This window comes from Curtobacterium sp. SGAir0471 (assembly GCF_005490985.1).
Taxonomy (GTDB): Bacteria; Actinomycetota; Actinomycetes; order Actinomycetales; family Microbacteriaceae; genus Curtobacterium.
The window spans coordinates 1,928,551-1,953,134 of record NZ_CP027869.1 but is presented as its reverse complement, the minus strand read 5'-3'; the positions used below and the strand labels follow the sequence as shown (position 1 = coordinate 1,953,134).

24 protein-coding genes are annotated in these 24,584 nt (G+C 71.8%); 20 read left to right on the top strand and 4 right to left on the bottom strand.

The features are described from left to right. Window positions 1-59: 59 nt before the first annotated feature. From C1N91_RS09045 to rbfA, 3 genes are all read left to right on the top strand, one after another. Window positions 60-377 carry a YlxR family protein gene (locus C1N91_RS09045; protein ID WP_082687788.1) on the top strand — a complete coding sequence of 106 codons (318 nt, stop codon included), beginning with the start codon at window positions 60-62 and terminating at the stop codon, window positions 375-377. Between the two features lie 75 nt (window positions 378-452). Beyond that, window positions 453-3,314, top strand: coding sequence for a translation initiation factor IF-2 (gene infB, locus C1N91_RS09040; protein ID WP_137767452.1), 2,862 nt, complete (start codon window positions 453-455; stop codon window positions 3,312-3,314). Window positions 3,315-3,402: 88 nt separating this feature from the next. Further along, window positions 3,403-3,849, top strand: coding sequence for a 30S ribosome-binding factor RbfA (gene rbfA / locus C1N91_RS09035; protein WP_137767451.1), 447 nt, complete (start codon window positions 3,403-3,405; stop codon window positions 3,847-3,849). A 138-nt stretch (window positions 3,850-3,987) separates the two neighbouring features. Here the strand turns inward: rbfA and C1N91_RS09030 are convergent, their stop codons facing one another. Then, the gene (locus C1N91_RS09030; protein ID WP_137767450.1) at window positions 3,988-4,887 is read right to left on the bottom strand and encodes an A/G-specific adenine glycosylase; all 900 of its coding nucleotides are present in this window, start codon (window positions 4,885-4,887) and stop codon (window positions 3,988-3,990) included. 70 nt (window positions 4,888-4,957) lie between these two features. Here C1N91_RS09030 and C1N91_RS09025 point away from each other — a divergent pair, with 70 nt between their 5' ends. The 5 genes from C1N91_RS09025 (at window position 4,958) to C1N91_RS09005 (ending at window position 8,265) form a co-directional block, all read left to right on the top strand. Then, window positions 4,958-5,404 carry a hypothetical protein gene (locus tag C1N91_RS09025; protein WP_137767449.1) on the top strand — a complete coding sequence of 149 codons (447 nt, stop codon included), beginning with the start codon at window positions 4,958-4,960 and terminating at the stop codon, window positions 5,402-5,404. Between the two features lie 48 nt (window positions 5,405-5,452). Beyond that, window positions 5,453-6,415, top strand: coding sequence for a tRNA pseudouridine(55) synthase TruB (truB, locus tag C1N91_RS09020; protein WP_137767448.1), 963 nt, complete (start codon window positions 5,453-5,455; stop codon window positions 6,413-6,415). After that, window positions 6,412-6,777: a hypothetical protein gene (locus tag C1N91_RS09015; protein ID WP_137767447.1), complete on the top strand. Its 366-nt coding sequence runs from the start codon at window positions 6,412-6,414 to the stop codon at window positions 6,775-6,777. Before truB ends, C1N91_RS09015 begins: the two co-directional genes overlap by 4 nt. Before the next feature lie 76 nt (window positions 6,778-6,853). Further along, on the top strand, window positions 6,854-7,294 hold the full coding sequence (locus C1N91_RS09010; protein WP_137767446.1) for a hypothetical protein: 441 nt from the start codon (window positions 6,854-6,856) through the stop codon (window positions 7,292-7,294). Between the two features lie 8 nt (window positions 7,295-7,302). Then, window positions 7,303-8,265, top strand: coding sequence for a bifunctional riboflavin kinase/FAD synthetase (locus C1N91_RS09005; RefSeq protein ID WP_137767445.1), 963 nt, complete (start codon window positions 7,303-7,305; stop codon window positions 8,263-8,265). Between the two features lie 90 nt (window positions 8,266-8,355). Here the strand turns inward: C1N91_RS09005 and C1N91_RS09000 are convergent, their stop codons facing one another. Together C1N91_RS09000 and C1N91_RS08995 are read right to left on the bottom strand one after the other, a co-directional pair. Next, window positions 8,356-9,588 (bottom strand): DUF349 domain-containing protein, encoded by a 1,233-nt coding sequence (locus C1N91_RS09000; protein WP_175415972.1) that lies wholly within the window; start codon window positions 9,586-9,588, stop codon window positions 8,356-8,358. A gap of 148 nt (window positions 9,589-9,736) precedes the next feature. Then, window positions 9,737-10,543, bottom strand: coding sequence for a peptidylprolyl isomerase (locus C1N91_RS08995; RefSeq protein ID WP_137767444.1), 807 nt, complete (start codon window positions 10,541-10,543; stop codon window positions 9,737-9,739). A gap of 129 nt (window positions 10,544-10,672) precedes the next feature. Between C1N91_RS08995 and C1N91_RS08990 the strand changes: the two genes are divergently transcribed. The 9 genes from C1N91_RS08990 to aroB all read left to right on the top strand — a co-directional run bounded on the left by C1N91_RS08990 (window position 10,673) and on the right by aroB (window position 21,118). Further along, window positions 10,673-12,061 (top strand): replication-associated recombination protein A, encoded by a 1,389-nt coding sequence (locus C1N91_RS08990; RefSeq protein WP_137768755.1) that lies wholly within the window; start codon window positions 10,673-10,675, stop codon window positions 12,059-12,061. Window positions 12,062-12,313: 252 nt separating this feature from the next. Then, window positions 12,314-12,943 carry a 30S ribosomal protein S4 gene (gene rpsD / locus C1N91_RS08985; protein WP_058726527.1) on the top strand — a complete coding sequence of 210 codons (630 nt, stop codon included), beginning with the start codon at window positions 12,314-12,316 and terminating at the stop codon, window positions 12,941-12,943. A 130-nt stretch (window positions 12,944-13,073) separates the two neighbouring features. Then, entirely contained in the window at window positions 13,074-13,256 is a 183-nt protein-coding gene (locus C1N91_RS08980; RefSeq protein ID WP_137767443.1) for a hypothetical protein, read from the top strand. Between the two features lie 56 nt (window positions 13,257-13,312). Then, window positions 13,313-15,970: an alanine--tRNA ligase gene (gene alaS, locus C1N91_RS08975; RefSeq protein ID WP_137767442.1), complete on the top strand. Its 2,658-nt coding sequence runs from the start codon at window positions 13,313-13,315 to the stop codon at window positions 15,968-15,970. 8 nt (window positions 15,971-15,978) lie between these two features. Then, complete coding sequence (gene ruvX / locus C1N91_RS08970) at window positions 15,979-16,422, top strand: Holliday junction resolvase RuvX (RefSeq protein ID WP_175416095.1); 444 nt, start codon at window positions 15,979-15,981, stop codon at window positions 16,420-16,422. An 89-nt stretch (window positions 16,423-16,511) separates the two neighbouring features. Further along, a complete protein-coding gene (gene mltG, locus C1N91_RS16865) occupies window positions 16,512-18,113 on the top strand; it encodes an endolytic transglycosylase MltG (protein ID WP_254678201.1) in 1,602 nt (533 codons plus the stop codon). 55 nt (window positions 18,114-18,168) lie between these two features. Continuing rightward, window positions 18,169-19,404, top strand: a complete 1,236-nt coding sequence (gene aroC / locus C1N91_RS08955) for a chorismate synthase (protein WP_137767440.1) — start codon at window positions 18,169-18,171, stop codon at window positions 19,402-19,404. After that, window positions 19,401-20,024 carry a shikimate kinase gene (locus C1N91_RS08950; RefSeq protein ID WP_254678200.1) on the top strand — a complete coding sequence of 208 codons (624 nt, stop codon included), beginning with the start codon at window positions 19,401-19,403 and terminating at the stop codon, window positions 20,022-20,024. Before aroC ends, C1N91_RS08950 begins: the two co-directional genes overlap by 4 nt. An 11-nt stretch (window positions 20,025-20,035) precedes the next feature. Beyond that, window positions 20,036-21,118, top strand: coding sequence for a 3-dehydroquinate synthase (gene aroB, locus C1N91_RS08945; protein ID WP_137768752.1), 1,083 nt, complete (start codon window positions 20,036-20,038; stop codon window positions 21,116-21,118). Here the strand turns inward: aroB and C1N91_RS08940 are convergent. Further along, the gene (locus C1N91_RS08940; protein ID WP_137767439.1) at window positions 21,115-21,294 is read right to left on the bottom strand and encodes a hypothetical protein; all 180 of its coding nucleotides are present in this window, start codon (window positions 21,292-21,294) and stop codon (window positions 21,115-21,117) included. The genes aroB and C1N91_RS08940 overlap by 4 nt on opposite strands. 380 nt (window positions 21,295-21,674) lie before the next feature. Between C1N91_RS08940 and C1N91_RS08935 the strand changes: the two genes are divergently transcribed. The 3 genes from C1N91_RS08935 to nusB all read left to right on the top strand — a co-directional run bounded on the left by C1N91_RS08935 (window position 21,675) and on the right by nusB (window position 24,578). Further along, window positions 21,675-23,363, top strand: coding sequence for an ABC1 kinase family protein (locus C1N91_RS08935; protein WP_137767438.1), 1,689 nt, complete (start codon window positions 21,675-21,677; stop codon window positions 23,361-23,363). Window positions 23,364-23,484: 121 nt separating this feature from the next. Further along, window positions 23,485-24,048 (top strand): elongation factor P, encoded by a 564-nt coding sequence (gene efp, locus C1N91_RS08930; RefSeq protein ID WP_058729119.1) that lies wholly within the window; start codon window positions 23,485-23,487, stop codon window positions 24,046-24,048. An 11-nt stretch (window positions 24,049-24,059) separates the two neighbouring features. Further along, a complete protein-coding gene (nusB, locus tag C1N91_RS08925; protein ID WP_394586450.1) occupies window positions 24,060-24,578 on the top strand; it encodes a transcription antitermination factor NusB in 519 nt (172 codons plus the stop codon). Window positions 24,579-24,584 lie beyond the last annotated feature (6 nt).

The window sequence follows — 24,584 nt, the reverse complement described above, 5'->3', positions numbered from 1 at the left end:
TTCGCTGGTGGCGTGGCCCGTCCGGGCGCGCCGGATCGCGGTGGTCGGAGGCAAGGAGTATGGTGGTTCCCGTCAGAACATGCATCGGCAGTCGTCGTCGTGCTCCCCGGTCCTCCCTCCTCCGTGTCGTCGCCCTGAGTGACGGTCGCGTCGTGGCGGACCCGAAGGCAGTCATGCCGGGGCGGGGAGCCTGGCTCACCCCGACCGTCGAGGCACACGATCAGGCCGTCAAGCGCAGGGCCTACCGCCGCGCGCTCCGACTCGATCGTGAACCGGACACGTCAGCGGTACGTGACTACCTCGAGGCGCTCAGCGCCGAAGAGCAGGCGCGTCACCGGGACACGACAGAACAGGCTGAACGGCTTATGGACAACTGATGAGCGGCTCGAGATGAGACCCGTCATCCAGTGAGTCCTGCCCCCTTCGCGGGGTGGGACCCGTGAAGGAGAACTGTGGCAAAACCACGCGTACACGAGATCGCATCCGAACTCGGTGTCGACAGCAAGACCGCAATGGAGAAGCTCAAGGAACTCGGCGAGTTCGTCAAGGGCCCGAGCTCCAGTGTGGAACCCCCCGTCGCGCGCAAGCTCCGTGCTGCGCTGCAGGCGGACGGCGCCTCGACGGCGTCGAAGCCCGCGGCTTCGGCGACCCCGAGCGCTCCCGCGAAGGCCGCCGCCCCGCGGTCCGGCGCCCCGAAGCCCGGCGGTCCCCGCCCGGGTCCGGCGCGTCCGGCACCCGCGCCGAAGGCCGAGCCCGAGGTGCAGGCGCCCGTCGCCGAGACCCCGACGCCCGCCGCGCCGAAGTCCGTCGCGCAGCGTCAGGCCGAGGCCGAGGCCGCACAGAAGGCTGCAGCCGCCGAGAAGGCAGCCGCAGCCGAGCAGGCCGCTTCCGGAGCGCAGTCCGGTGGTGACGCGAGCGCGTCGAAGAGCGACTCCGTCAAGCCCGGTGGCGCGCCGAAGCCCGGCTCCGCTGCCGGCCCGAAGCCGGGTGGCCCCAAGCCGGGTGCACGCCCGGGCAACAACCCCTACGCGTCGAGCCAGGGCATGGGCTCGCGCCCGCCGCGTCCCGGCAACAACCCGTACGCGTCGAACCAGGGCATGGGTCAGCGTCCCGCCGGCGGTGCCGGTGGTGGCAACGGCATCCCGCGTCCGGCCCCGCCGCGTCCCGGCGTGCCCCGTCCGGGTGCTCCGCGTCCGGGTGGCCCCGGCCAGGCGAACCGCCCGAACGGCTTCGGGCAGCGCCCGGGCCAGGGTGGCGGTCGTGGCGGCCCCGGTGGTCGTCCGGGCGGTGCCGGTGGTGCCGGTGGCGGCTTCCCCCGTCCGGCCTTCAGCGGCCCGCGTCCCGCCGGTGGCGGTGGCCGCGGTCGTGGCCCCGGTGGTGGTACCGCCGGCGCGTTCGGTCGCGGTGGCGGCAAGAGCCGTGCCCGCAAGTCGAAGCGGACGAAGCGCGCCGAGTACGAGATGCGGCAGGCGCCGTCGCTCGGCGGTGTGCAGGTCCCTCGCGGTGACGGCAACACGGTCGTGCGCCTCCGTCGTGGTGCGAGCATCTCGGACTTCGCGGACAAGATCGACGCGAGCCCCGGCAACCTGGTGACCGTGCTGTTCCACCTCGGTGAGATGGCCACGGCGACCGAGTCGCTGGACGAGGCCACGTTCGAGGTCCTCGGTGAGGAACTGGGCTACAAGATCCAGATCGTCTCGCCGGAGGACGAGGACCGCGAGCTCCTCGAGGGCTTCGACATCGACATCGACGCCGAGTACGCCGACGAGGACGACTCCGTCCTGCAGCAGCGTCCCCCGGTCGTCACGGTCATGGGTCACGTCGACCACGGCAAGACCCGCCTGCTCGACGCCATCCGCAACTCGAAGGTGGTCGAGGGCGAGGCCGGCGGCATCACGCAGCACATCGGTGCGTACCAGATCGTCACCGAGCACGAGGGCGTCGACCGTCCGATCACGTTCATCGACACCCCGGGTCACGAGGCCTTCACCGCCATGCGTGCCCGTGGTGCGCAGGTGACGGACATCGCGATCCTCGTGGTCGCGGCGGACGACGGCATCATGCCCCAGACGATCGAGGCGCTGAACCACGCGCAGTCGGCCGGTGTGCCGATCGTGGTCGCGGTGAACAAGATCGACAAGGAGGGCGCGAACCCGGCCAAGGTCCGGCAGCAGCTCACCGAGTACAACCTGGTGGCCGAGGAGTACGGCGGCGACGTCATGTTCGTCGACGTGTCGGCGCGCAACAACGTCGGCATCCAGGACCTGCTCGACGCGGTGCTGCTCACGGCGGACGCCGGTCTCGACCTGCGGGCGAACCCCGACAAGGACGCCCGCGGTGTCGCGATCGAGGCCCGACTCGACAAGGGTCGCGGTTCGGTCGCCACGGTGCTCATCCAGTCCGGCACCCTGCACGTCGGTGACGCCATCGTGGCGGGTACGGCCTACGGCCGCGTCCGTGCGATGACCGACGAGAACGGTGTCGCGGTCAAGGCGGCGACGCCGAGCCGTCCGGTCCAGGTGCAGGGTCTGTCGTCGGTGCCGCGCGCCGGTGACACCTTCCTGGTCACGGAGGAGGACCGCACGGCCCGCCAGATCGCCGAGAAGCGTGAAGCGGCCGAGCGCAACGCCCAGCTGGCCAAGGCCCGCAAGCGCATCTCGCTCGAGGACTTCACCCGTGCTCTCGAGGAGGGCAAGGTCGACTCGCTCAACCTCATCATCAAGGGTGACGTCTCCGGTGCCGTCGAGGCACTCGAGCAGTCGCTCCTGGACATCGAGGTCGACGACAGCGTCCAGCTCCGCATCCTGCACCGCGGTGTGGGTGCGATCACGGAGTCGGACATCGACCTGGCCACGATCGACAACGCGATCGTCGTCGGCTTCAACGTCCGCCCGGACGTCAAGGCCCGCGAGCGTGCGGCGCGCGAAGGCATCGACGTGCGCTTCTACTCGGTCATCTACAACGCACTCGAGGACATCGAGCAGTCCCTCAAGGGCATGCTCAAGCCCGAGTACGAAGAGGTCCAGTCGGGTGTCGCCGAGATCCGCGAGGTGTTCCGCTCCTCGAAGTTCGGCAACATCGCCGGTGTCATCGTCCGGTCCGGCACGATCACGCGCAACGCCAAGGCGCGCGTCATCCGCGAAGGTGTGGTGCTCGCCGACGGCCTGGCCATCGAGTCGCTGCGTCGCTTCAAGGACGACGTCACCGAGGTCCGCACGGACTTCGAAGCCGGTATCGGTCTGGGCAAGTACAACGACATCCAGGTCGGTGACGAGATCGAGACCACCGAGCTCGTCGAGAAGCCGCGCGACTGACGTCTGGCTATCCTGGACCCCGCTCCTCCCTCGGGAGGGGCGGGGTCCGTCCCGTTCCACCAGTAGATCACTGCCCCAGGAGGCACCCATGGCCGATCCGCAGCGCGCGCGCAAGATGGCGGACCGCATCAAGGAAGTCGTCGCACGGCGGCTCGACAAGGGGCTGCGTGACCCGCGCCTCGGCTTCGTCACCATCACCGACGTCCGTGTGACCGGCGACCTGCAGCACGCGTCGGTGTTCTACACGGTCTACGGCTCCGACGAGGAGCGCGCCGACTCCGCCGCTGCGCTCAAGGCCGCGACCGGCATGCTCCGGAGCGAGGTCGGCAAGAACATCACCGCACGGCTCACCCCGTCGCTCGAGTTCATCGCCGACGCGCTGCCGGAGACGTCGGCGCACATGGAGGACCTGCTCGTCCAGGCCCAGCAGCGCGACGCGCAGGTGCGTGCCGCGTCGGCCGGGGCGCAGTACGCCGGTGACGCCGACCCGTACAAGCACGACGACCAGGACGAGGAGCGCGGCGAGCGCGCCTGATCCACCGCAGCACCGCGACGGCCGCCGGACACCTCGTCCGGCGGCCGTCGTCGTGTGCCACCCAATCGCGCGGCCGCCCGGCCCGGCTGTCGCGTGCCGCGTGCCGCGTGCCGCCTGCCGGCGGTCGCCGGTCGTCGGTCAGGCGTCGGGCAGCCGGTAGCCCGATGCGTCGTCGCCGACGACGAGCCCGTCGTGCAGCAGGGACGCGAGCGCACGGGCACGCTGCTCGGCGTCCGGCCAGACCAGGTCGACCTCGTCCCGCGTGACCGGCACGTCGCTCGCCCGCAGCTCGGCCATCACGAGACCGCGCACCTGGCGGTCGCTGCCGGCGAAGCGTGCCTGCTTCGGGGCGCGCGGTCCGTCGTGCTCCGGGTACCCGGCGGCCCGCCAGGCGCAGCGGTCGGCGATCGGGCAGACGTCGCACGCGGGGGAGCGGGCGACGCAGACGAGCGCACCGAGCTCCATCACCGCGGCGTTCGTCGCGGCGGCCGCCTCGCGGTCCTCGGGGAGCACGGACTCCATGAGCGGCAGGTCGCGCCGCGCCTTCGCCGGTCCGGGCTCGCCCTCGCCGAGGACCGCCCGGGCGAGCACACGCCGGACGTTGACGTCGACGACGGGGTGCCGGTCGCCGTAGGCGAAGACCGCCACGGCCCTGGCGGTGTAGTCGCCGATGCCGGGCAGGGCGAGGAGCGCGTCGACGTCCCGCGGGACCACGTTGTCGTGCTGCTCGGCGATCGCGGTGGCGGCCGCGTGCAGCGCGAGCGCGCGCCTCGGGTAGCCGAGCCGGTCCCAGGCACGGACCGCCTCGCCGGGAGGCGACGCCGCGAGGTCCGCAGGGGTCGGCCACCGGGTGAGCCACGCCTCCAGACGGGGGACGACCCGCGCGACCTGCGTCTGCTGCAGCATGATCTCGCTCACCAGCGTGCCCCAGGCGGGGAACCCCGGACGGCGCCACGGCAGGTCGCGGGCCTCGGTGCGGAACCACGCCACGAGCGGGGACGCGATGTCGGGACGGCTCGGGTCCGTCGGGTCCTCCACAGCCGTCGTCTCCTCCACAGGCTGCCGGGAGGCTCCGCTCGCGTTCACCACGACAGCCTACGGTGGGAGCATGGCACGCTGGGCACCGCAGGAGACCGACACGATGGCTGCGATCGCGGGCGAGGTGATCGCGCAGGTCGGCACGAACCGGACCGTCGTCGGCATCGACGGACAGGACGGCACCGACCTCGAGCGGGTCGCTGCGGCGCTCGTCGCCGCCTTCCAGCAGCACGGGGTGTCCGCGATGGCCGCGGCGGCGCCCTCCGCCGACCTCGACGTTCTCCGGGCCGACGTCGTCACGCCCTTCCGGACGACGGGTGCGGGCGACGGCGTGCTCGTCGTCCACGGCCAGGGACTGCTCGCGTCGGGCACCAGGAACCTCTGGCGCTGGTCGCTCTGGGTGGAGCAGGAGGACGGTCGCCTCGAGCGGCGCGCGGACGTCAAGATCGCCGCGTCGGCGGTGCTCGACGTGACCGACCCGGACCACCCGCGTCGCGAGTGGAACGACGCCTGCTGACGGTCCGACCGACCCCGTGCGGGAGCGCCGCGCTGGTAGCCTCGTCCGGTGGTCGCTCCCCAGCCTGACGGCATCCTCCTCGTCGACAAGCCGCAGGGCATCTCCAGCCACCGCGTGGTGTCGATCGCACGTCGGCGTCTCGGCCTGAAGAAGATCGGTCACGCCGGCACGCTCGACCCGATGGCGACGGGACTGCTGCTGCTCGGCGCCGGGCCCTCCACGCGGCTCCTGACGCACCTGGTCGGCCTCGGCAAGACCTACACGGCGACGATCCGACTCGGGGTCGGCACCGACTCCGACGACGCGGACGGCACGCCGACCTCGGCTGCGGGTGTCGCGGCGGCGGACGTGTCGGACGACGCGATCGAGCGAGCCGTCGCCGCACAGCGCGGCGTCATCGACCAGGTGCCCTCGACGGTCAGCGCGATCAAGGTCGACGGGCGCCGAGCCTACGACCTCGCCAGGAAGGGCGAGGAGGTCGTCCTGCGCTCGCGCACCGTCACGGTGTCCCGCTTCGTGGTGACCGGCCGGGACGACCACACGGTCACGGTCGACGGCGTCGACGTCCCCGTGGTCGACCTCGACGTCGTCGTCGACTGCTCGTCGGGGACGTACGTCCGTGCGCTGGCGCGTGACGTCGGTGCGGCACTCGGCACCGGGGCGCACCTCACCGCCCTCCGACGCACCGCGGTCGGACCCTTCGACGTCGCGGACGCGGTGGACCTCGAGGACGACTCGGTCGACGTCGCCGCAGCCCTCGCCCGCCCGGCGGACGTCGCACGTCGCCTCTTCGACGTCGTGGCACTCGACGCGGCCGCGGCGAAGGACCTGACAGACGGCAAGCGTGTCGCGGTCGAGCACCCCGACCACGACGGCCCGGTCGCGGCTGTGGCGAAGGACGACGACCGACTCGTCGGCCTCGTCTCCGTGCGGCGTGGTCGGCTGCGGGTCATCACGAACTTCCCGGCGCCGGCCCCGGTCGGCACCACGACGGACGGAGCGCACGCGTGATCGAGTGGTTCATGTGGGTGCAGCTCGCGGTGTCCGTGGTCGCCGGGCTGTTCGCCGTGGTCGTCGGGTTCCTCGGCTGGAAGCCGAACGACTACACCGTCGGGTCGCTCGCACTGATCGAGCTCCTGCTCCTGGCGCAGGGCGTGGTGTCGCTCGTGCTCCCCGCGGTCGGCAGCCCGCCGCAGGGCAACGCGCTCGAGTTCGGGGTCTACGCGGTCTCGGTGCTGCTCGTGCCGCCGGCCGCGATCCTCTGGGCGCTGATCGACCGGACGAAGTGGAGCACGGTCGTGCTCGGAGCCGGCGCGTTCACCGTCGCGGTGATGGTCTACCGGATGTACCAGATCTGGTTCGCGCTCAACTAGCCCGGTGCCCGTCTCCGTGCCTGCCGGGCGCTGGTGGCGTCCGCGCACGTCACCCGTCGTCGGTAGACTCATCGCCGTGGCGAACAGATCCTCCCTCGCGACCGGCGTCGGCCGCGTCCTCATCGCCGTGTACGGCATCCTGGCCCTCGCGGCCACCGGACGCAGTGTCGTCCAGATCATCGAGAAGTTCTCGTTCGCGCCGTTCGCCTACACGCTCAGCGCCGTCGCGGCCGTCGTCTACATCGTCGCGATGATCGCGCTCATCGCCCCCGGCCGCGCCTGGTACCGCGTCGCGTGCGTGACCATCGGCTTCGAGATGGCCGGGGTGCTGATCGTCGGCACGTTGTCCCTGATCGACCGACAGCTGTTCCCCGACGACACCGTGTGGTCGTACTACGGCCTCGGCTACGTCTTCGCGCCGCTGGTGCTCCCGATCGCCGGACTCTGGTGGCTGCGGAAGCACCACCGGGCCGCCGCCGTCGAGCCCGCGGCCGCGTCGGTCACGGTCGGCGAGTAGGGCCCGGCGTGCAGTACTACGACGACGTCGCCGACGTGGCGCAGGGCTTCGGTCCGAGCGCCGTCACGATCGGCAAGTTCGACGGGGTCCACGTCGGCCACCGTGCGGTGATCGCGCACCTCGAACGCGCCGCACGCGAGCGCGGGCTCGTCTCCACCGTGGTGACGTTCGACCGCCACCCCCTCAGCGTGATCGACCCCGACCGCGTGCCGCCAGCGCTGACGAGCACCGCGCAGCGCCGCGAGCTCCTCGAGGAGATCGGGGTCGACGCGATGCTCCTGCTGCGCTTCGACCAGGACCTGCAGTCGCAGGCACCCGAGGCCTTCGTGTCCGAGGTCCTCGTCCGTACCCTGCACGCCGAGCTGGTCTTCGTCGGCAGCGACTTCCGCTTCGGTGCCCGCGGCGCCGGCGACGTCAACCTGCTGCGCCGACTGGGGGAGCAGCACGGCTTCCGCGTCGAGCTCATCGACGACGTCGACCTGCGCGACGACGTCCGCCCGTCCGACGAGCGACGCGTCTCCTCGACCTGGATCCGCGAGCTGCTCGGTGACGGTCGCGTGGCCGAGGCCGCTCGACTGCTCGGTCGCGAGCACGCCGTCCGGAGCACCGTGGTGCACGGGAACCAGCGTGGCCGGGCGATGGGCTACCCGACGGCCAACCTCGACCCCGCGTGCGAGGGCTTCGTCCCGGCCGACGGCGTCTACGCGGCGCGCGTGCTGCACGAGGGCACCGTCTACCCGGCCGCGGTGTCGGTCGGCAACAACCCGACGTTCCAGGGCGTGCCGGCGAAGCAGATCGAGGCGCACCTGCTCGACGTCGACATCGACCTGTACGGCGACACGATCTCGGTGCTCTTCGTCTCGTACGTGCGCGGCATGGTCGCGTTCTCGTCGATGGACGAGCTCGCGGCCCAGATGCGGCAGGACGACCTCGACATCCGGCTGCTGCTCGGTCTGCCCGCACCGGTCTGACGCCGATCCCGACCGGCCGCTGACAGCCGGTGATGCAGGACGCCCCGCGACCGATCGACGGTCGCGGGGCGTCCTCGTGCCTGGCGCTGGTCAGCTCCCGAGCGCGTCGAGCCAGATCTTGCGGGCGTCCAGCGCTTCCTGCGCCTCCTTGATCTTGCGCGAGTCACCGGAGGCCTGCGCGGCCTCGAGCTCGGCCTGGAGCTTGCCGATGGCGTCCTCGAGCTGGCTCGCGAGCCCGGTCTGCCGTGCCTTGCGCTCCGGGTCGGACGCCTTCCAGTGCTCGTCCTCGAGGCTCCGCACGTGGTCCTCGACCGCACGCAGACGGTCCTCGATCCGACGGACGTCGCCGCGCGGGACCTTGCCGATCTCGTCCCAGCGGCGCTGGATGTCCGTCAGCGTGCGACGGGCGGCGACCCGGTCCTTCTGCTGCAGCAGCGGCTCGGCCTCGGTGAGCAGGGCCTGCTTCGCGACGAGGTTCGCGGAGAACTCCTCGTTCTCGACCGCGGCCTCGGCGTGGCGCTGCTCGAACAGCACGTCACCGGCGGCTTTGAAGCGTGCCCAGAGTGCGTCGTCGTGGCGCTTCCCGGCACGGCCGGCACGCTTCCAGTCGTCGAGCAACTCACGGTAGGCGGGGATGCCGTCGGAGCCGCGGGACGCGAGCGCCTCCGCCTGCTGGACGAGCTCCTGCTTGCGGTTCCGCGCGTCGCGGTGCTGCGCGTCGAGCTCCGAGTAGAAGGCGCGGCGGTGCTGGTCGACGGTCGAACGGGCGGCGCGGAAGCGCTTCCACAGCTCGTTGGCCTCGTTCTTGGGCAGGCGCGGGCCGTCGTGCTGGTGCTGCTGCCAGCGGGCGAAGACGTCGTCGAGCTGCGCGGTGATCTGCTTCCACTGCGCCCGAGCCGGGTCGACGGCGGCGAGCGACTCGGCTTCCTCGACCAGCGAGGTCCGGTACGCCAGTGCGTCGGTGAGCGCCTGCTGTGCCTGCGCCTGCTGCTCCTTCGTGAGGGAGCCCACCTGCTCGGACAGGGCGGCGACCCGGTTCTCGAGCGACTTCAGGTCACCGACCACACGAGCCTCGGCGACCTGCGTGCGCAGGTGCTCGACGGTCCGAGCGACGTCGTTCGCCGAGGCGCCGCGCTGGACGCGCTGCTCGGCGATCTTCACCTGCCCCTCGAGGTCGGCGTACTTGCGCGCGAAGTACGCGAGGGCCTCGTCCGGGGTGGCGTCCGGGTACTCGCCGACGGCCTTCTCGCCGTCGTCGTACCGGACGTACACCGTCCCGTTCTCGTCGACCCGGCCCCAGGTCGTTGCTTCGTCAGGTCCCACAGGTCTCGCCTCGATCGTGGTCGTGCATCGCCGACGTCCCCGTCGGCACGGTCAGGTCGTCAGCCTATTGCACCGGAGGGGCCCGGGGGCCAGTCGGACGTGCGGGCTGTGGACGACCGGAGTCCGGCGTCGGGTCCGACCGGTCCGGTCAGTCCTGCTCGCGGATGGTCGCGCCGGTGATCGTGGTCGCGACCTTCGGCTCGCCGGTGCCGTCCGACCCCGCCGACGCGATGCCCTTCGAGGTGATCTCGCGCTCCAGGTCGTCGAGCCCGCTCGTGACCTTGCCGACGACGGTGTACCCGCCCGTCGAGCCGTCGAGCGTCGTGTCGCCGTAGACGATGAAGAACTGCGTCGACTGCGAGTACGGCGACGCACCGCGCGCGATCGCGAGGGTGCCCGCGGCGTACCGGCCGTCGCTCGGGACGTTCTCGAGCGGGCCGTACTGGAACCCGGCGTCACCCGTGCCGTCCCCGTTGGCGGAGCCGCACTGCAGGAACCGGAAGTCCGCGCTGTCGGCGAGTCGGTGGCAGGTGGTGCCCTCGTAGAACTGCTTCCGGATGAGGTCGATCTCGACACTCGACGCCTGCGGTGCGGCCTTCCCGTCGAGCTCGATGCCGAGCCGGACGTCCTTGTTCAGCGTCAGCGTGCCGGTCCAGGTCGCCCCGTCCGCGATGTCCTTGCTCGGCACCGTCCCGGTGTTGCCGGCCGTCGCACTCGCCGAGGGGGTCGGGGTGGACGTCGCGCTCGCGCTCGGCGCGTCCCCGGCCCGCGACCCCGCGAAGGCGAGCTGTGACCCGGTCGCCAGGGCAGCGACCAGGACGAGCACCCCCACGCCGACGACGTCGTCCCGCACCCGCCGGCGTCGCTGCCGGTCGTGCAGGCCCTGTCGGGCCTGGTACAGACGGAGCCGCTCACGCGCCTCGCGGTTGTCGCGCGCCTGGTTCTTCGGTGCCACGGTGCTGATCGGACCTCTCGTCGACTGTGCCGACGAGCGTAGCGGACCGACGGGCGGCGTCGGCCTGGAGGCACGCAGCACGTCGGTGGTCCGGCCTACGATCGGAGCATGGCAGCGGATCGATCGGGCATGCGCGCGCCCACGACGGGTGGTCGCGCCGGGTTGGCTCAGGGGTCCGTCCCGCTGGCGGTGCGGATGCGGCCGACGAGCCTCGACGAGGTCGCGGGGCAGCAGCACCTGCTCGGGCGCGGCAGCCCGCTGGTGCAGCTCGCCACCGGCACGCGCGAGAACCCCGGCGGGGTATCCGTGATCCTCTGGGGACCGCCCGGTACCGGCAAGACGACCCTCGCCCAGGCGATCGCGCGGCAGTCCGGCCGCGAGTTCGTCGAGCTGTCCGCGGTGACGGCCGGCGTGAAGGACGTGCGCGAGGTCATGGAGAAGGCCCTGACGCACCGCGACCTCTACGGCTCGACCACCGTGCTGTTCCTCGACGAGATCCACCGGTTCAGCAAGGCCCAGCAGGACGCCCTGCTGCCCGGCGTCGAGAACGGGTGGGTGATCCTCATCGCTGCCACGACCGAGAACCCGTCCTTCTCGGTCATCTCCCCACTGCTCTCCCGCTCGCTCCTGCTGACCCTCAAGCCGCTCACCGACGAGGACCTCGGCATGCTCGTCGACCGGGCGGTCGAGGATCCGCGCGGCCTCGGTGGCTCGGTCGTCCTCGGCGACGACGCCCGGGCGGCGATCGTCCGCCTGTCCTCCGGCGACGCCCGCCGGGCGCTCACCGCGCTCGAGGCAGCGGCGTCGTCGGCGATCGCCGCGGCGGCCTCGGACACGGACGACGACGACGACGAGCTCTCGCCCGACGACGTCGCGACGGTCCCGCTGGTCGACGCGGACACCGTCGCCGCGGCCGTCGACCGGGCGCTGCTGCGCTACGACCGGCAGGGCGACGAGCACTACGACGTCATCAGCGCGTTCATCAAGTCGGTGCGGGGGAGCGACGTCGACGCCGCGTTGCACTACCTCGCACGGATGATCGAGGCTGGCGAGGACCCGCGGTTCATCGCCCGCCGCATCATCATCTCGGCGTCCGAGGACATCGGCATGGCGGACCCGCAGGCGCTGCCGATCGCCGTCGCCGCGGCGCAGGCGGTGCAGCTCATCGGGATGCCCGAGGGGCGCATCCCCCTGGCCGAGGCCGTGGTGTACCTCGCGACCGCACCGAAGTCGAACGCGTCCTACAACGGTGTCAACGCCGCCGTGGCGGACGTCAAGGCGGGGCGGATGGGCGTCGTCCCGGTGCACCTGCGCGACGCGCACTACCCGGGCGCGAAGCGACTCGGGCACGGCAAGGGCTACGTCTACTCGCACGACGCCGAGCACGGGGTCGCCCGCCAGCAGTACCTGCCCGACGCGCTCGAGGGCACGGAGTACTACACCCCGACCGGCAACGGGTACGAGCGCGAGGTCGGCCCCCGGCTCGAACGCCTCCGGAGGATCACGCGCGGCGAGTGAGCGCGGTGCTTCACCCGGGGGCCCGATGCTGCTATCGTTGACGGGCCTACGTCCTGGTCCTCGCGTGCGGCTGCGCCGAGGACAGAGTCCCACTCCGGTGGGACGGGGGCAGAGGTTCGGACTGTAGCCGTCCGATCCCACAGGCTCATCCCTCTGGATCCCGTCGTCGGGGTCGACCTCCCACGTGCGCGCAGCGCCCGCGGTCGGTCGCGTTCCGGCGAGTCATTCAGTTCAGACAGAGAAAAGGACCCTGTGTCTACCAAGTCACGCACCCGCAGCAAGACCCGCCTCTCGCGCGCGCTCGGCATCCCGCTGACGCCGAAGGCGGCCCGGTACCTCGAGAAGCGCCCCTACGGCCCCGGTGAGCACGGCCGCACCCGCCGTCGCGCGGACAGCGACTACGCCGTCCGTCTCCGTGAGAAGCAGCGTCTGCGTGCCCAGTACGGCATCCGCGAGAAGCAGCTCCGCATCGTCTTCGAAGAGGCCCGCAAGACGAAGGGCCTGACGGGTGAGAACCTCGTCGAGCTCCTCGAGCAGCGCCTCGACGCCCTCGTGCTGCGTGCCGGCTTCGCCCGCACCACCGCGCAGGCCCGTCAGCTGATCGTGCACCGTCACATCCTGGTCGACGGCAAGCTCGTCGACCGTCCGTCCTTCCGCGTGAAGGAGGGGCAGCTCATCCACGTGAAGCAGCGCTCCGAGTCCCTTGAGCCCTTCCAGGTCGCCGCCGCCGGTGGGCACCAGGAAGTGCTGCCGAAGGTCCCGGGCTACCTCGAGGTCGAGATCGACAAGCTCCAGGCCCGCCTGGTCCGTCGTCCGAAGCGCGCCGAGGTCCCCGTGACCTGTGAAGTGCAGCTCGTCGTCGAGTACTACGCAGCTCGCTGATCCACCGATCACACCCGAACGGCGGGTCGTCCTCTCAGGAGGACGGCCCGCCGTTCGGCGTCCCGGCCATCCCGCGCCACTACACTCGTTCGGGCACGCACCGCTCGCGTGCGCGAGAGGGAGAGGCACCGTGAAGCAGCTGTTCTTCGTCGCCGTCGGCGTCGTCATCGGGTTTGCCGCCGCGCACCGGATCGCCAACACGCCCGGTGGTGCACGACTCTTCGCGGACGTCGACGCCCGGACGAAGGCGTTCACCGACGCCGTGGCCGACGGGTACCGCTCCCGCGAGGCCGAACTCCGCACCGACACCTGAGCGTCCCCGCGCCCCAGCTCCCACGCACCCTCCGCCGACCTGAATCAGGAAGCACCATGCAGACCGCAGAGATCCGCCGCCGTTGGCTCCAGTTCTTCGGCGACCGCGGACACACCGTCGTCCCGTCCGCGTCGCTCGTCTCGGACGACCCGTCGCTGCTCTTCACGGTCGCCGGCATGGTCCCGTTCATCCCGTACCTGACCGGGCTGGTCCCCGCTCCGTACCCGCGCGCGACCAGCGTGCAGAAGTGCATCCGCACGAACGACATCGAGGAGGTCGGCAAGACCCCTCGCCACGGCACGTTCTTCCAGATGAACGGCAACTTCTCGTTCGGGGACTACTTCAAGGAGCAGGCGATCCAGTACGCCTGGGAGTTCCTGACCACCCCGGAGTCGGACGGCGGCCTCGGGTTCTCCGCCGACGACCTGTGGGTCACGGTGTACGAGGACGACGACGAGGCGATCGCGTTCTGGAAGCAGCACTCGTCGCTGCCGGACGACCGCATCCAGCGCCTCGGCAAGGACACGAACTACTGGTCCACCGGCCAGCCCGGTCCCGCCGGCCCGTGTTCCGAGATCTTCTTCGACCGTGGTCCCGAGTACGGCATCGACGGCGGTCCCGCGACCGACGACGACCGCTACGTCGAGATCTGGAACCTGGTCTTCATGCAGTACCAGATCGCCGACGTGCGGTCGAAGTACGACTTCACGATCACCGGCGAGCTGCCGAACAAGAACATCGACACCGGCATGGGGCTCGAGCGCGTCGCCTTCATCAAGCAGGGCGTCGACAACATGTACGAGATCGACCAGGTGCGCCCGGTCCTCGACGAGGCCGCGCGGATCTCCGGTCGTCGGTACGGCGCCGTGCACGAGGACGACGTCCGGATGCGCGTGATCGCCGACCACGTGCGCTCCTCGCTCATGCTCGTCGCCGACGGCGTCACGCCGTCGAACGAGGGTCGCGGCTACATCCTCCGCCGTCTGCTCCGACGCACTGTGCGCGCCATGCGCCTGCTCGGCGTCGAGGGCGCGACCTTCCCGCATCTCTTCCCGGCCTCGCGCGACGCGATGCAGGAGGCGTACCCGGAGGTCGCCGGCGACTTCGACCGCATCGCCCGGATCGCCTACGCGGAGGAGGAGACGTTCCTCAGGACGCTCGCGCAGGGCACCACGATCCTCGACGTCGCGGTGGAGCGCGCGAAGCAGGACGGCGCCCCCGCGATCGGCGGGGACACCGCCTTCCTGCTCCACGACACCTTCGGCTTCCCGATCGACCTCACCATGGAGATGGCGGAGGAGGCCGGGGTCCAGGTCGACCGCGGGGCGTTCGAGACCCTCATGTCGGAGCAGCGCGCCCGGGCGAAGGCCGACGCGAAGAGCAAGAAGACCGCCCTCGCCGACCTCAGCGTCTACAGCGCCTTCCGCGCGAAGGGCGAGACGGTCTTCCTGGGCTACGACGCCCTCGAGGCCGAGTCCGCCGTGCTCGGCATCATCGTGGACGGCGTCAGTGTCGACCGCGCCGTCGCCGGGGACATCGCCGAGGTCATCCTCGGTGAGACGTCCCTCTACGCGGAGTCCGGCGGCCAGGACGCCGACCAGGGATCGATCGTCGGCAACGGCTTCGACCTCGAGGTGCTCGACGTGCAGCGTCCGGTCGCGGGTCTCTGGAGCCACACCGTCCAGGTCCGCTCGGGCGAGGTGGGTGTCGGCGACGCAGCCACGACGGTCGTCGACGCCGAGTACCGCCGCGGGGCGACCCAGGCACACTCCGCGACCCACCTCGTGAACGCGGCCCTGCGCGACGTGCTCGGCCCGGAGGCCCTCCAGGCCGGCTCGTACAACAAGTCCGGCTACATGCGTCTCGACTTCTCGTGGTCGCAGCCCGTCTCCGGCGCCACCCGGTCCGAGATCGAGGAGGTCGTGAACGCGGCGATCCGCTCCGACCTCGCGGTGCAGACCCGCGTGCTCCCGCTCGACGAGGCGAAGGCGCTCGGCGCGCAGGCGCTGTTCGGCGAGAAGTACGGCGCCGAGGTCCGCATGGTCGACATCGGCGGCCCGTGGTCGCGCGAGCTGTGCGGTGGTACGCACGTCGCGTCCAGCGCGCAGGTCGGCCTCGTGAACCTGGTGGGGGAGTCGAGCGTCGGTTCGACCAACCGTCGCGTCGAGGCACTCGTCGGACTCGAGGGCTTCCGCGACCTCGCCGTCGAGCGGACGATCGTGTCGCAGCTCTCGAGCGCCCTGAAGGCTCCCCGCGAGGACCTGCCGACCCGCGTGCAGGCGCTGATGGAGGACCTCCGCACCGCGCAGAAGCGGGTCGCCGAGTTCGAGTCGGCGAACCTGCAGCAGCGGGTGCCGTCGATCGCTCGCCAGGCCGAGACCGTCGGCGCGGTGACCGTGGTCGCCGAGACGGTCGACGGGCTGCAGTCCGGCGACGACCTGCGCTCCCTGGCGACCGGCGTGCGCGGGCAGCTCGATGACGGCGCCGCGGTCGTGGTCCTCGGTGCCGTGGTCAACGGCAAGCCCGTGGTCATCGTGGCGACCAACGACGCGGCCCGCGCTGCCGGTGTGCAGGCGGGACCACTGGCCAAGGAGGCCGCCGGTGTGCTCGGCGGTGGTGGTGGCGGCAAGCCGGACCTCGCCCAGGGCGGTGGCACGGATGCTGCCGCGCTGCCCGCGGCACTCCGCGCCGTGACCGCACGACTGGCGGGCTGAGCGTGCCGATCCGTCCGGGGCGCCGTCTCGGCGTCGACGTCGGCAAGGCCCGCATCGGTGTCGCCGTCTGCGACCGGGACGGCCTGCTGGCCACCCCGGTCGAGACGGTGCCGCGGGCGCAGGCGACCGACGTCCGTCGGATCGTCGAGCTCGCGGACGAGTACGACGTGCTCGAGATCGTCGTCGGGCTGCCGCTGTCGATGTCCGGCGACGACACCCCGTCGACCGCGGACGCCAGGGGCTTCGCGGAGCTGCTGGCCGAGCACCGTCCGGTCCGCCTGGTCGACGAGCGGTTGTCCACGGTGACGGCGCAGCGCGGGTTGCACCAGGCCGGACGGAACACGAAGAAGTCCCGGGCCGTGATCGATCAAGCGGCCGCTGTTATCATCCTGCAACACGCGCTCGACCACGAGCGTGCGTCCAGCGCCGCTCCCGGCGCAACGCTCCCCTGACCGACCGGCCCCGGGACGGGTCGGGAGACCGTCGTCCCCGGACCGACGGGGCCCAGGTGGAGCCCCCGACCCGAGAGACCGAGGATCCCTTGGCAGACGACCTGGACTGGGACGCGATCATCGCGCCCGGCGACGATGCCGGACAGCGACGACGCACCGCCGACCCCGCAGCCGGGTCCGACCGGCCGATGTCCCGCCGCGAGGCACGCGCTGCCGAAGCTGCGGAGGCCGAACGCCTCGGCCGGCCAGCGACCGGGACCGACGGCGATCCCGCCTCGTCGGCCGGCGAACAGCGTGGGCGGGCCACGGCGCGGCCCGCGTCCCCGGCGGACGCCCCGGTCGCCCGGTCGGACGACGAGCTCCACCCCGACGTGCGGGCGCTGCTCACCGGCGAGCTCCGGGCTCCGGACGCACAGGCCGTCCGCGAGGCCAGCGCCGGCGACCGGCAGGACCCGGACGCGCGGGCCGCGAGCGGTCGCGACGGTTCGTCGGCTGCCGCGAGCGGGTCCGCGGCTGCCGCGAGCGGACCTGCCGAGGGTGACCACGGGGTCGGCGGCACCGGAGGCGGACGCGGGCGGGGTGGCGGAGGCGGGGGAGCCTCCAGGCCGCCACGCGAACCGCGACCGAAGCGCCGTCGCGGGCCGCTGATCGCCGGGATCGTGATCGTCGCCCTCGTGCTGGTCGGCGGCGTCGGTGCGTACGCCTTCGCGGCGCCCAAGGTGCAGCAACTGGTCAGCGCGATCGGTGGGTCGAGTGAGCCCGACGACTACACCGGCGACGGGACGAGCAAGGTCACGATCACCATCAAGCAGGGCGACATCGGCGAGGACGTCGCGAAGACCCTGCAGCGCAGCGGGGTCGTGAAGAGCTCGAAGGTCTTCTACAAGCTGCTGCTGACCTCGCCGGACGTGTCGTTCCAGCCGGGCTCCTACGAGCTGAAGAAGGAGATGAGCTCGAAGGCCGCGCTGGCCGCGCTCAAGGACTCCGCCAACCGCGTCCAGGCCTCGATCGTGATCCCCGAGGGGACCGCACTGCAGGACATCGAGGCGGGCATGGTCTCGAAGGCGGGGCTCTCCGAGGCCGAGGTGAGCGCTGCGGCGAAGGACGTGCAGGCGTACGGGCTGCCGGCGGGCACGACGACGCTCGAGGGCTGGCTCTTCCCGGCGACCTACCCGATCAACCCCGGGTGGACCGCACAGCAGTACTTCCAGTCGATGGTGGACACCATGAAGGAGCACCTGGCGGCCGCCGGTGTCGCGGAGGCCGACCAGGAGCGCGTGGTCGTCTTCGCCTCGCTCGTGCAGAAGGAGGCCGGGCTCGCCGCCGACTACCCGAAGGTCGCCCGCGTGTTCCAGAACCGCCTCGACATCGACATGCCGCTGCAGTCGGACGCGACCGTCGCCTACGGGACGGGCAACACGCACAAGGTGACGACGACGGACGCCGAGCGCGCCGACGCCGGGAACCCGTACAACACGTACGTGCACAAGGGGCTGCCGCCGGCGCCGATCTCGAACCCGGGCGACGTGGCCATCAAGGCCGTGACGAACATGGCCGACGGGAAGTGGCTCTACTTCGTGACGGTGGACCTCGACACGGGGGAGACCGTCTTCTCGGACACGTACGCGGAGCACCAGGTCGCCGTGAAGCAGTTCCAGGCCTGGCTCCGGGCACACCCTGAGTACCAGTAGGCCCGCCGGGGTCCGGCCGCGTCGCACGGCCGGACCCTGTGGGAGGATGGTCGACATGCTTCGTTGGTTGACCGCTGGTGAGTCCCACGGACCCGAACTCATCGCGATGCTCGAGGGCCTGCCCGCCGGCGTCCCGGTGTCGTTCGAGTCCATCCGCACCGACCTCGCGCGACGGAAGCTCGGCTACGGGCGCGGGTCGCGCATGAAGTTCGAGCAGGACGAGCTGCACGTCTCGGGTGGTGTGCGCCATGGGTACTCCCTCGGCAGCCCGATCGCCATCCGCATCGGCAACACCGAGTGGCCGAAGTGGGTCGAGGTGATGAACCCTGAACCCGTCGAGTCCACCGAGATGTCCCGCGGCCGCAGCGCGCCCCTGACCCGGCCGCGCCCCGGCCACGCCGACCTGGTCGGCATGCAGAAGTACGGCTTCGACGAGGCACGGCCGATCCTCGAGCGCGCGTCCGCCCGCGAGACCGCGGCGCGGGTCGCCCTCGGTGCGGTCGCGAAGTCCTTCCTGGCCGAGCTCGGCATCCGCTCGGTCGCCCACACGCTGCAGGTGGGCACGGTCCGCGTGCCCGACGGCACGCCGCTGCCCCTGCCCGACGACGTCGACCGCCTCGACGAGGACCAGCTCCGCTGCGCCGACCCGGAGACCTCCGCCCGGATGGTCACCGAGGTCGAGGCGGCGAAGAAGGACGGCGACACCCTGGGCGGTGTCGTCGAGGTGCTGTTCTACGGCGTCCCGCCGGGCCTCGGCTCGCACGTGCACTGGGACCGCCGTCTCGACGCCCGGCTCGCCGCGGCGATCATGGGGATCCAGGCGATCAAGGGCGTCGAGGTCGGTGACGGGTTCGCCACCGCGGCACGCCGCGGGTCCGAGGCGCACGACGAGCTGTACCGCGAGGACGGCGAGATCGTCCGGACGAGCGACCGGGCCGGGGGGACCGAGGGCGGCATGTCCACCGGCACCGTGCTCCGCGTCCGCGCGGGCATGAAGCCGATCGCGACCGTGCCGCACGCGCTGCACACCATCGACGTGGCCACGGGCGAGGACGCCGCGGCCCACCACCAGCGCAGCGACGTCTGCGCGGTCCCGGCCTCGGGGGTCGTGGCCGAGGCGATGGCCGCGCTCGTGCTCGCCGACGCCGTGCTGGAGAAGTTCGGCGGTGACAGCCTGACCGAGACGAAGCGCAACCTCGACGCCTACCTCGCCGCGCTCCCGGAGACCCTGCGCACCCGCCGGACGGACGGGGCAGGGTCGATGGCGGCGGAGTCGTCGTCGGTCCGGTGAGCGGCGCCGACGCGTCGGTGCCCGCTCCGACTGCGCGGCTCGACACGCCGGTCGTCGTGATCGGACCGATGGGTGCGGGCAAGTCGAGCGTCGGCAAGCGTGTCGCCAAGGCGCTCGGCGTGCCGTTCACCGACACCGACCGCGTCATCGCCCGGACGCACGGCCCCATCCCGGGGATCTTCGCCGATCGCGGCGAGCCGGCGTTCCGGCTGCTCGAGGCCGAGGCCGTCCGGAACGCCGTCGCGACCGGAGGCGTCGTCTCGGTCGGCGGCGGAGCCGTGACGCACGCCGACACCCGTGCCGCCCTGCGGGGCGCGCGCATCGTGCTGCTCACGGTGTCGCCCGAGGCCGTCGCCGCCCGGATCTCCGGGAGCGACCGGCCGCTGCTGGCACAGGGCGGGATCGATGCCTGGCAGACCATCGCCGACGAACGGGCGGCCACGTACGCGGAGCTCGCGCACGCGACGTTCGACACCTCGCGGCGCCCGATGTCGCACGTCGTCCGCGACGTCGTGGCGTGGGTGACCGAGCAGCAGACCGGCTCCGACGAGGAGCACACCGGCTCCGACCAGGACCACATCGGCTCCGGCCCGGAGCACACCACCGGAGGGACACCGTGACCGCGACGAACCTGCCCGAGGGCACCACCGAGATCCGTGTCGGCGGCGAGGGCGGGTCCCTCGTCGTGGTCGGCAACGACCTGTTCGGCTCGGTCCGGTCGCTGCTCGGCCCGCGCGTCGCCAAGGTGCTCATCGTGCACGCGCCGACGCTCGGCGCCCGGGCGAACGAGCTGCGTGCCGTCCTCGTCGACGCCGGTCTCGACGCGCTCATCGCCGAGGTCCCGGACGCCGAGGCCGCCAAGCGCGTCGAGGTCGCGGCGTTCTGCTGGCAGGTCATGGGCCAGGCGGACTTCACCCGCACCGACGCCGTCATCGGCCTCGGCGGGGGGGCCGTCACCGACCTCGCCGGGTTCGTCGCCGCGACGTGGCTCCGCGGCGTGCCGTTCCTGGCGATGCCGACGAGTGTGCTCGGACTGGTCGACGCGAGTGTCGGCGGGAAGACCGGCATCAACACCAACGAGGGCAAGAACCTGGTCGGGGCGTTCCACCACCCGCGTGCCGTGGTCGCCGATCTCGACCTGGTCCGGACGCTGCCGCGCAACGACGTGCTCACCGGGTTCGCCGAGATCGTGAAGGCCGGGTTCATCGCCGTCCCCGAGATCCTGGACGTCATCGAGGCCGACGTCGACCGCGTCACCGACCCGACGACGCCGGAGTTCCGCCGGGTGGTCGAGCTCGCGATCGCGCTGAAGGCCGAGGTCGTCTCCGAGGACTTCACCGAGCAGGGCCGCCGGGAGATCCTGAACTACGGGCACACCCTCGGGCACGCGATCGAGCACGCCGAGCGCTACCAGTGGCGGCACGGTGCGGCGGTGTCCGTGGGCATGGTGTTCGCCGCGGAGCTCGCCCGGCTGACCGGGCACCTCGACGACGCGACCGTCGACCGGCACCGGTCGATCCTCGAGTCGCTGGAGCTGCCGACGACCTACGGGATCGGACGGTGGGAGGGTCTGCTCGCGACGATGCGCCGCGACAAGAAGGCACGTGCGGGCATGCTCCGGTTCATCATCCTCGACGGGGTCGGCAAGCCCGTGACGCTCGAGGGCCCCGAGGACCACCTGCTGTTCACCGCCTACCAGGAGGTCGGCGTCTAGCGGAGGGTCGGGCGGGTCCGGCGCCACCACCACTTCAGACGCATGGAGAGCGTGAGCACGCCCGTGCGTTCCCATTCGCGGAACTCGTCGAGCGTCGCACCGTTCTCCCACGCCCAGTACTCGTCTCCGTCGCGATCGGGGTCGAGCGCGTCGGGCAGTGGCTTGAAGATCCGCATCGTCCGAGGTCTCCTCCTGTCGATCCGTCCGCTCGGTGGCCGGGATCCGAGCGACCTCGGAGTGCGCGGTGCGCCAGCCGCCGGTCGGCCTTCGGCCACCACGCTACGGTCGCGAGGTTCCGGAGCACAGCGATCGAGATGTCGTGTGCACGGTCGGCGGACCGTCTCGCCTGGAACGCGCCGAACCAGCTGACGACGGCAGCGGCGATCGACGCGGCGGCCGCGATCGACGTGGTGATCAGTGCGGTGTCCATGTGAGGAGCGTCGCGCAGTGGACGCGACAGGGAGGGGCGGGCGGGCCGACCTGTGGAGGGTGCGCCGCGCCTCCCGGCTGTGCAGGAGCGGGGTGGGTCCGCAGGGCCGGGGAGCAGACTGGTCCGGTGCCCACCCCGCCCCGCCTGAGCGACCTCGGCCAGCAGGACGTCGCCGTCGGCAGCCTGCGATCCCGTGCCCGACGCTTCGCCGAGCTGCTGTCGATCGCCCGCCGACACGAGCTCGTGCCCTTCCGTCGGCTCGACTTCTCCCGCGACCCGGAGACGTCGGACCTGCGCCGGAGGCAGGCCGAGCACCTGCGCCGTGCCCTCGAGGAGGCGGGTGGTGGCTTCGTGAAGATGGGACAGCTCCTGTCGACCCGCGACGACCTGCTGCCGGACGAGTGGACCGAGGGGCTCGCGCACCTGCAGCGGAGCGTCCGCCCGGCCGACGCGGCCGAGGTCGCCGTCCTCCTCGAGGAGGAGCTGGGATCGCCCGTCGGCGAGGTGTTCGCATCGTTCGACACCGAGCCGGTGGCCGCGGCGTCGATCGCGCAGGTGCACCGCGCGACCCTGCGCGACGGGACGGTCGTCGCGGTGAAGGTCCAACGACCCGGCATCGACGCCGCGGTCCGTCGCGACGTCGACATCGCCCTGCGGGTGGTCCGCTTCCTCGCGCGGACGAGCACCGAGGCGCGCCAGGTCGGGGTCGCCGACGTCGCGCAGCAGTACGCCGACGACCTGGTGCGGCAGGTCGACTTCACGTCGGAGATGCGGAACCTGACCGCCCTCCGCGCGGCACAGGCGCGGAGCGCCCGTCCCGACGCGGTCGCCTACCCGGAGCCGTACCGGGACATGTCCGGGCGTCGCGTGATGGTGATGGAGTTCCTCGAGGGCGAGACGCTCAGCGCCCTGCGCGCAGCGGGCACCGGCCAGGACCTCGACACCCCGATGCGTGCCGTGCTCGACGCCTTCCTCCGGCAGATCGTCTTCGACGGGATCTACCACGCCGACCTGCACCCGGGGAACGTCGTGCTGCTGCCGGACGGCCGCCCGGCCCTGATCGACTTCGGGTCCGTCGGGCGGCTCGACCCGGGTCTTCGCGGCACCGTCCAGGACCTGCTCGCCGGCTACATCCAGGACGACACGGAGCGGATCGCCGATGCGGTGATGCGGATGGCGCCCGTGCGGGACGCCGAGGACGAACCCGACTTCCGTCGGGACATCGCGGCGTTCGTGGCGGACGAGCTCGGACCGGGTGCCCGCATCGGCGTCGAGACCGTGGACGACGCCGTCGCGGTGTTCGGGCGGTACCGGCTCAAGCCGCCACCGGACTTCGTCGCAGCGGCCCGAGCGCTCGCGATCTTCGAGGGCACACTACGGAGCCTCGCGCCGACGTTCGACCTGCTCGAGGAGTCGCGCGACCTGGCCCGGCAGCAGATCCGCGACCAGCTGCGACCGCGGGCCGTGCGGGACCTCGCGGTCCGGGAACTCTTCGGTGTGGTGTCGGCGGCGCGGAAGCTGCCCCGTCGGGTCGACCGGATCACCGAGGCGCTCGAGACCGGCAAGCTCGCCGTGAACATCCGGCTGTTCTCGGACCGCCGCGACCGCGAGGTGGTCTCCGGGCTGGTCCGACGCGTGCTGCTCGTGCTGCTCGGAGCCGGTGCCGGCGTGCTGGCGATCGTGTACCTCGCGTCACCGGCGCGCCCGACGGCGGTGCTCTCCACCGGTGCGGCCGGCGGGATCCTGGGCGGGACCGCCGTGGTGCTGCTGGTCTGGGCGGCGGTCGACGCGTGGCGGGCACGACGGCGACGGTGAGCCCGGTCCGGCGGAGCTCGTCCGCTACACTCGTCGGGGCGTCGGCGCGGGCACACCCCGTCGTCGCCAGGACCGGACGCACGTCCGGGAGACCTTCACAACACCATCGAACGGAAGACCCATGGCGAGTACCACTGACATCAAGAACGGCGCCGTTCTCATCATCGACGGGCAGCTCTGGTCGGTCGTCGAGTTCCAGCACGTCAAGCCGGGCAAGGGCGGCGCCTTCGTCCGCACCAAGCTCAAGAACGTCGTCTCGGGCAAGGTCGTCGACCGCACGTTCAACGCCGGCGCGAAGATCGACACCGCGACCGTGGACCGCCGCGACTACCAGTACCTGTACCAGGACGGCGAGTCGTACGTCTTCATGGACACCGACACCTACGACCAGGTCCCCGTGTCGGAGACCGTCGTCGGCGACGCCAAGAACTACCTGCTCGAGTCCGCCATGGTCACCATCGCGATGAACGAGGGCAACCCGCTCTACATCGAGCTCCCGACGTCGATCGTCACCGAGGTCGAGACCGAGCCGGGCCTGCAGGGCGACCGTTCCTCCGGTGGCACGAAGGACGCGACGATCATCGCGACCGGCCACCGCATCCAGGTGCCGCTGTACCTGGAGAACGGCACCACCGTGAAGATCGACACGCGCGACGGCAGCTTCCTCGGCCGCGTCAACAACTAGGCGTCCGCCACATGAGTGCTCGTTCGAAGGCCCGCAAGCGCGCCCTCGACATGCTGTACGTCGCCGAGGTGCGTGAGCTCCCGATCGCGGACGTGCTGGCCACCGAGACGGTGCGGCACCTGGACCAGCCCGAGCGCGCCTCGAGCTGGGACTACGCGCGGCAGATCGTCACCGGTGTCGACGACGACCGCGCGGCGATCGACAAGGTGATCGTCGAGCACGCGCAGGGCTGGTCCATCGCCCGCATGCCCGTGCTCGACCGCTGCATCCTGCGGATGGGCGTCTGGGAGCTCCGGTACAACCCGGAGGTCCCGGACGCGGTCGCGATCGCCGAGGCGGTCGAGCTCGCGCAGTCGCTGTCCACCGACGACTCGGCCGGCTTCGTGAACGGCGTGCTCGGCGCCGTCGCGGGCGGACGAGCCCCGTCCGTCCGGGGCGCCGAACAGGCCGCCGCACCGTCCGGCGGCGACGCTGAGCAGGCCGCCGCACCGTCCGGTCGGACTGTCGCGGGGGACCAGGAGTCCGAGTAGGGTTGT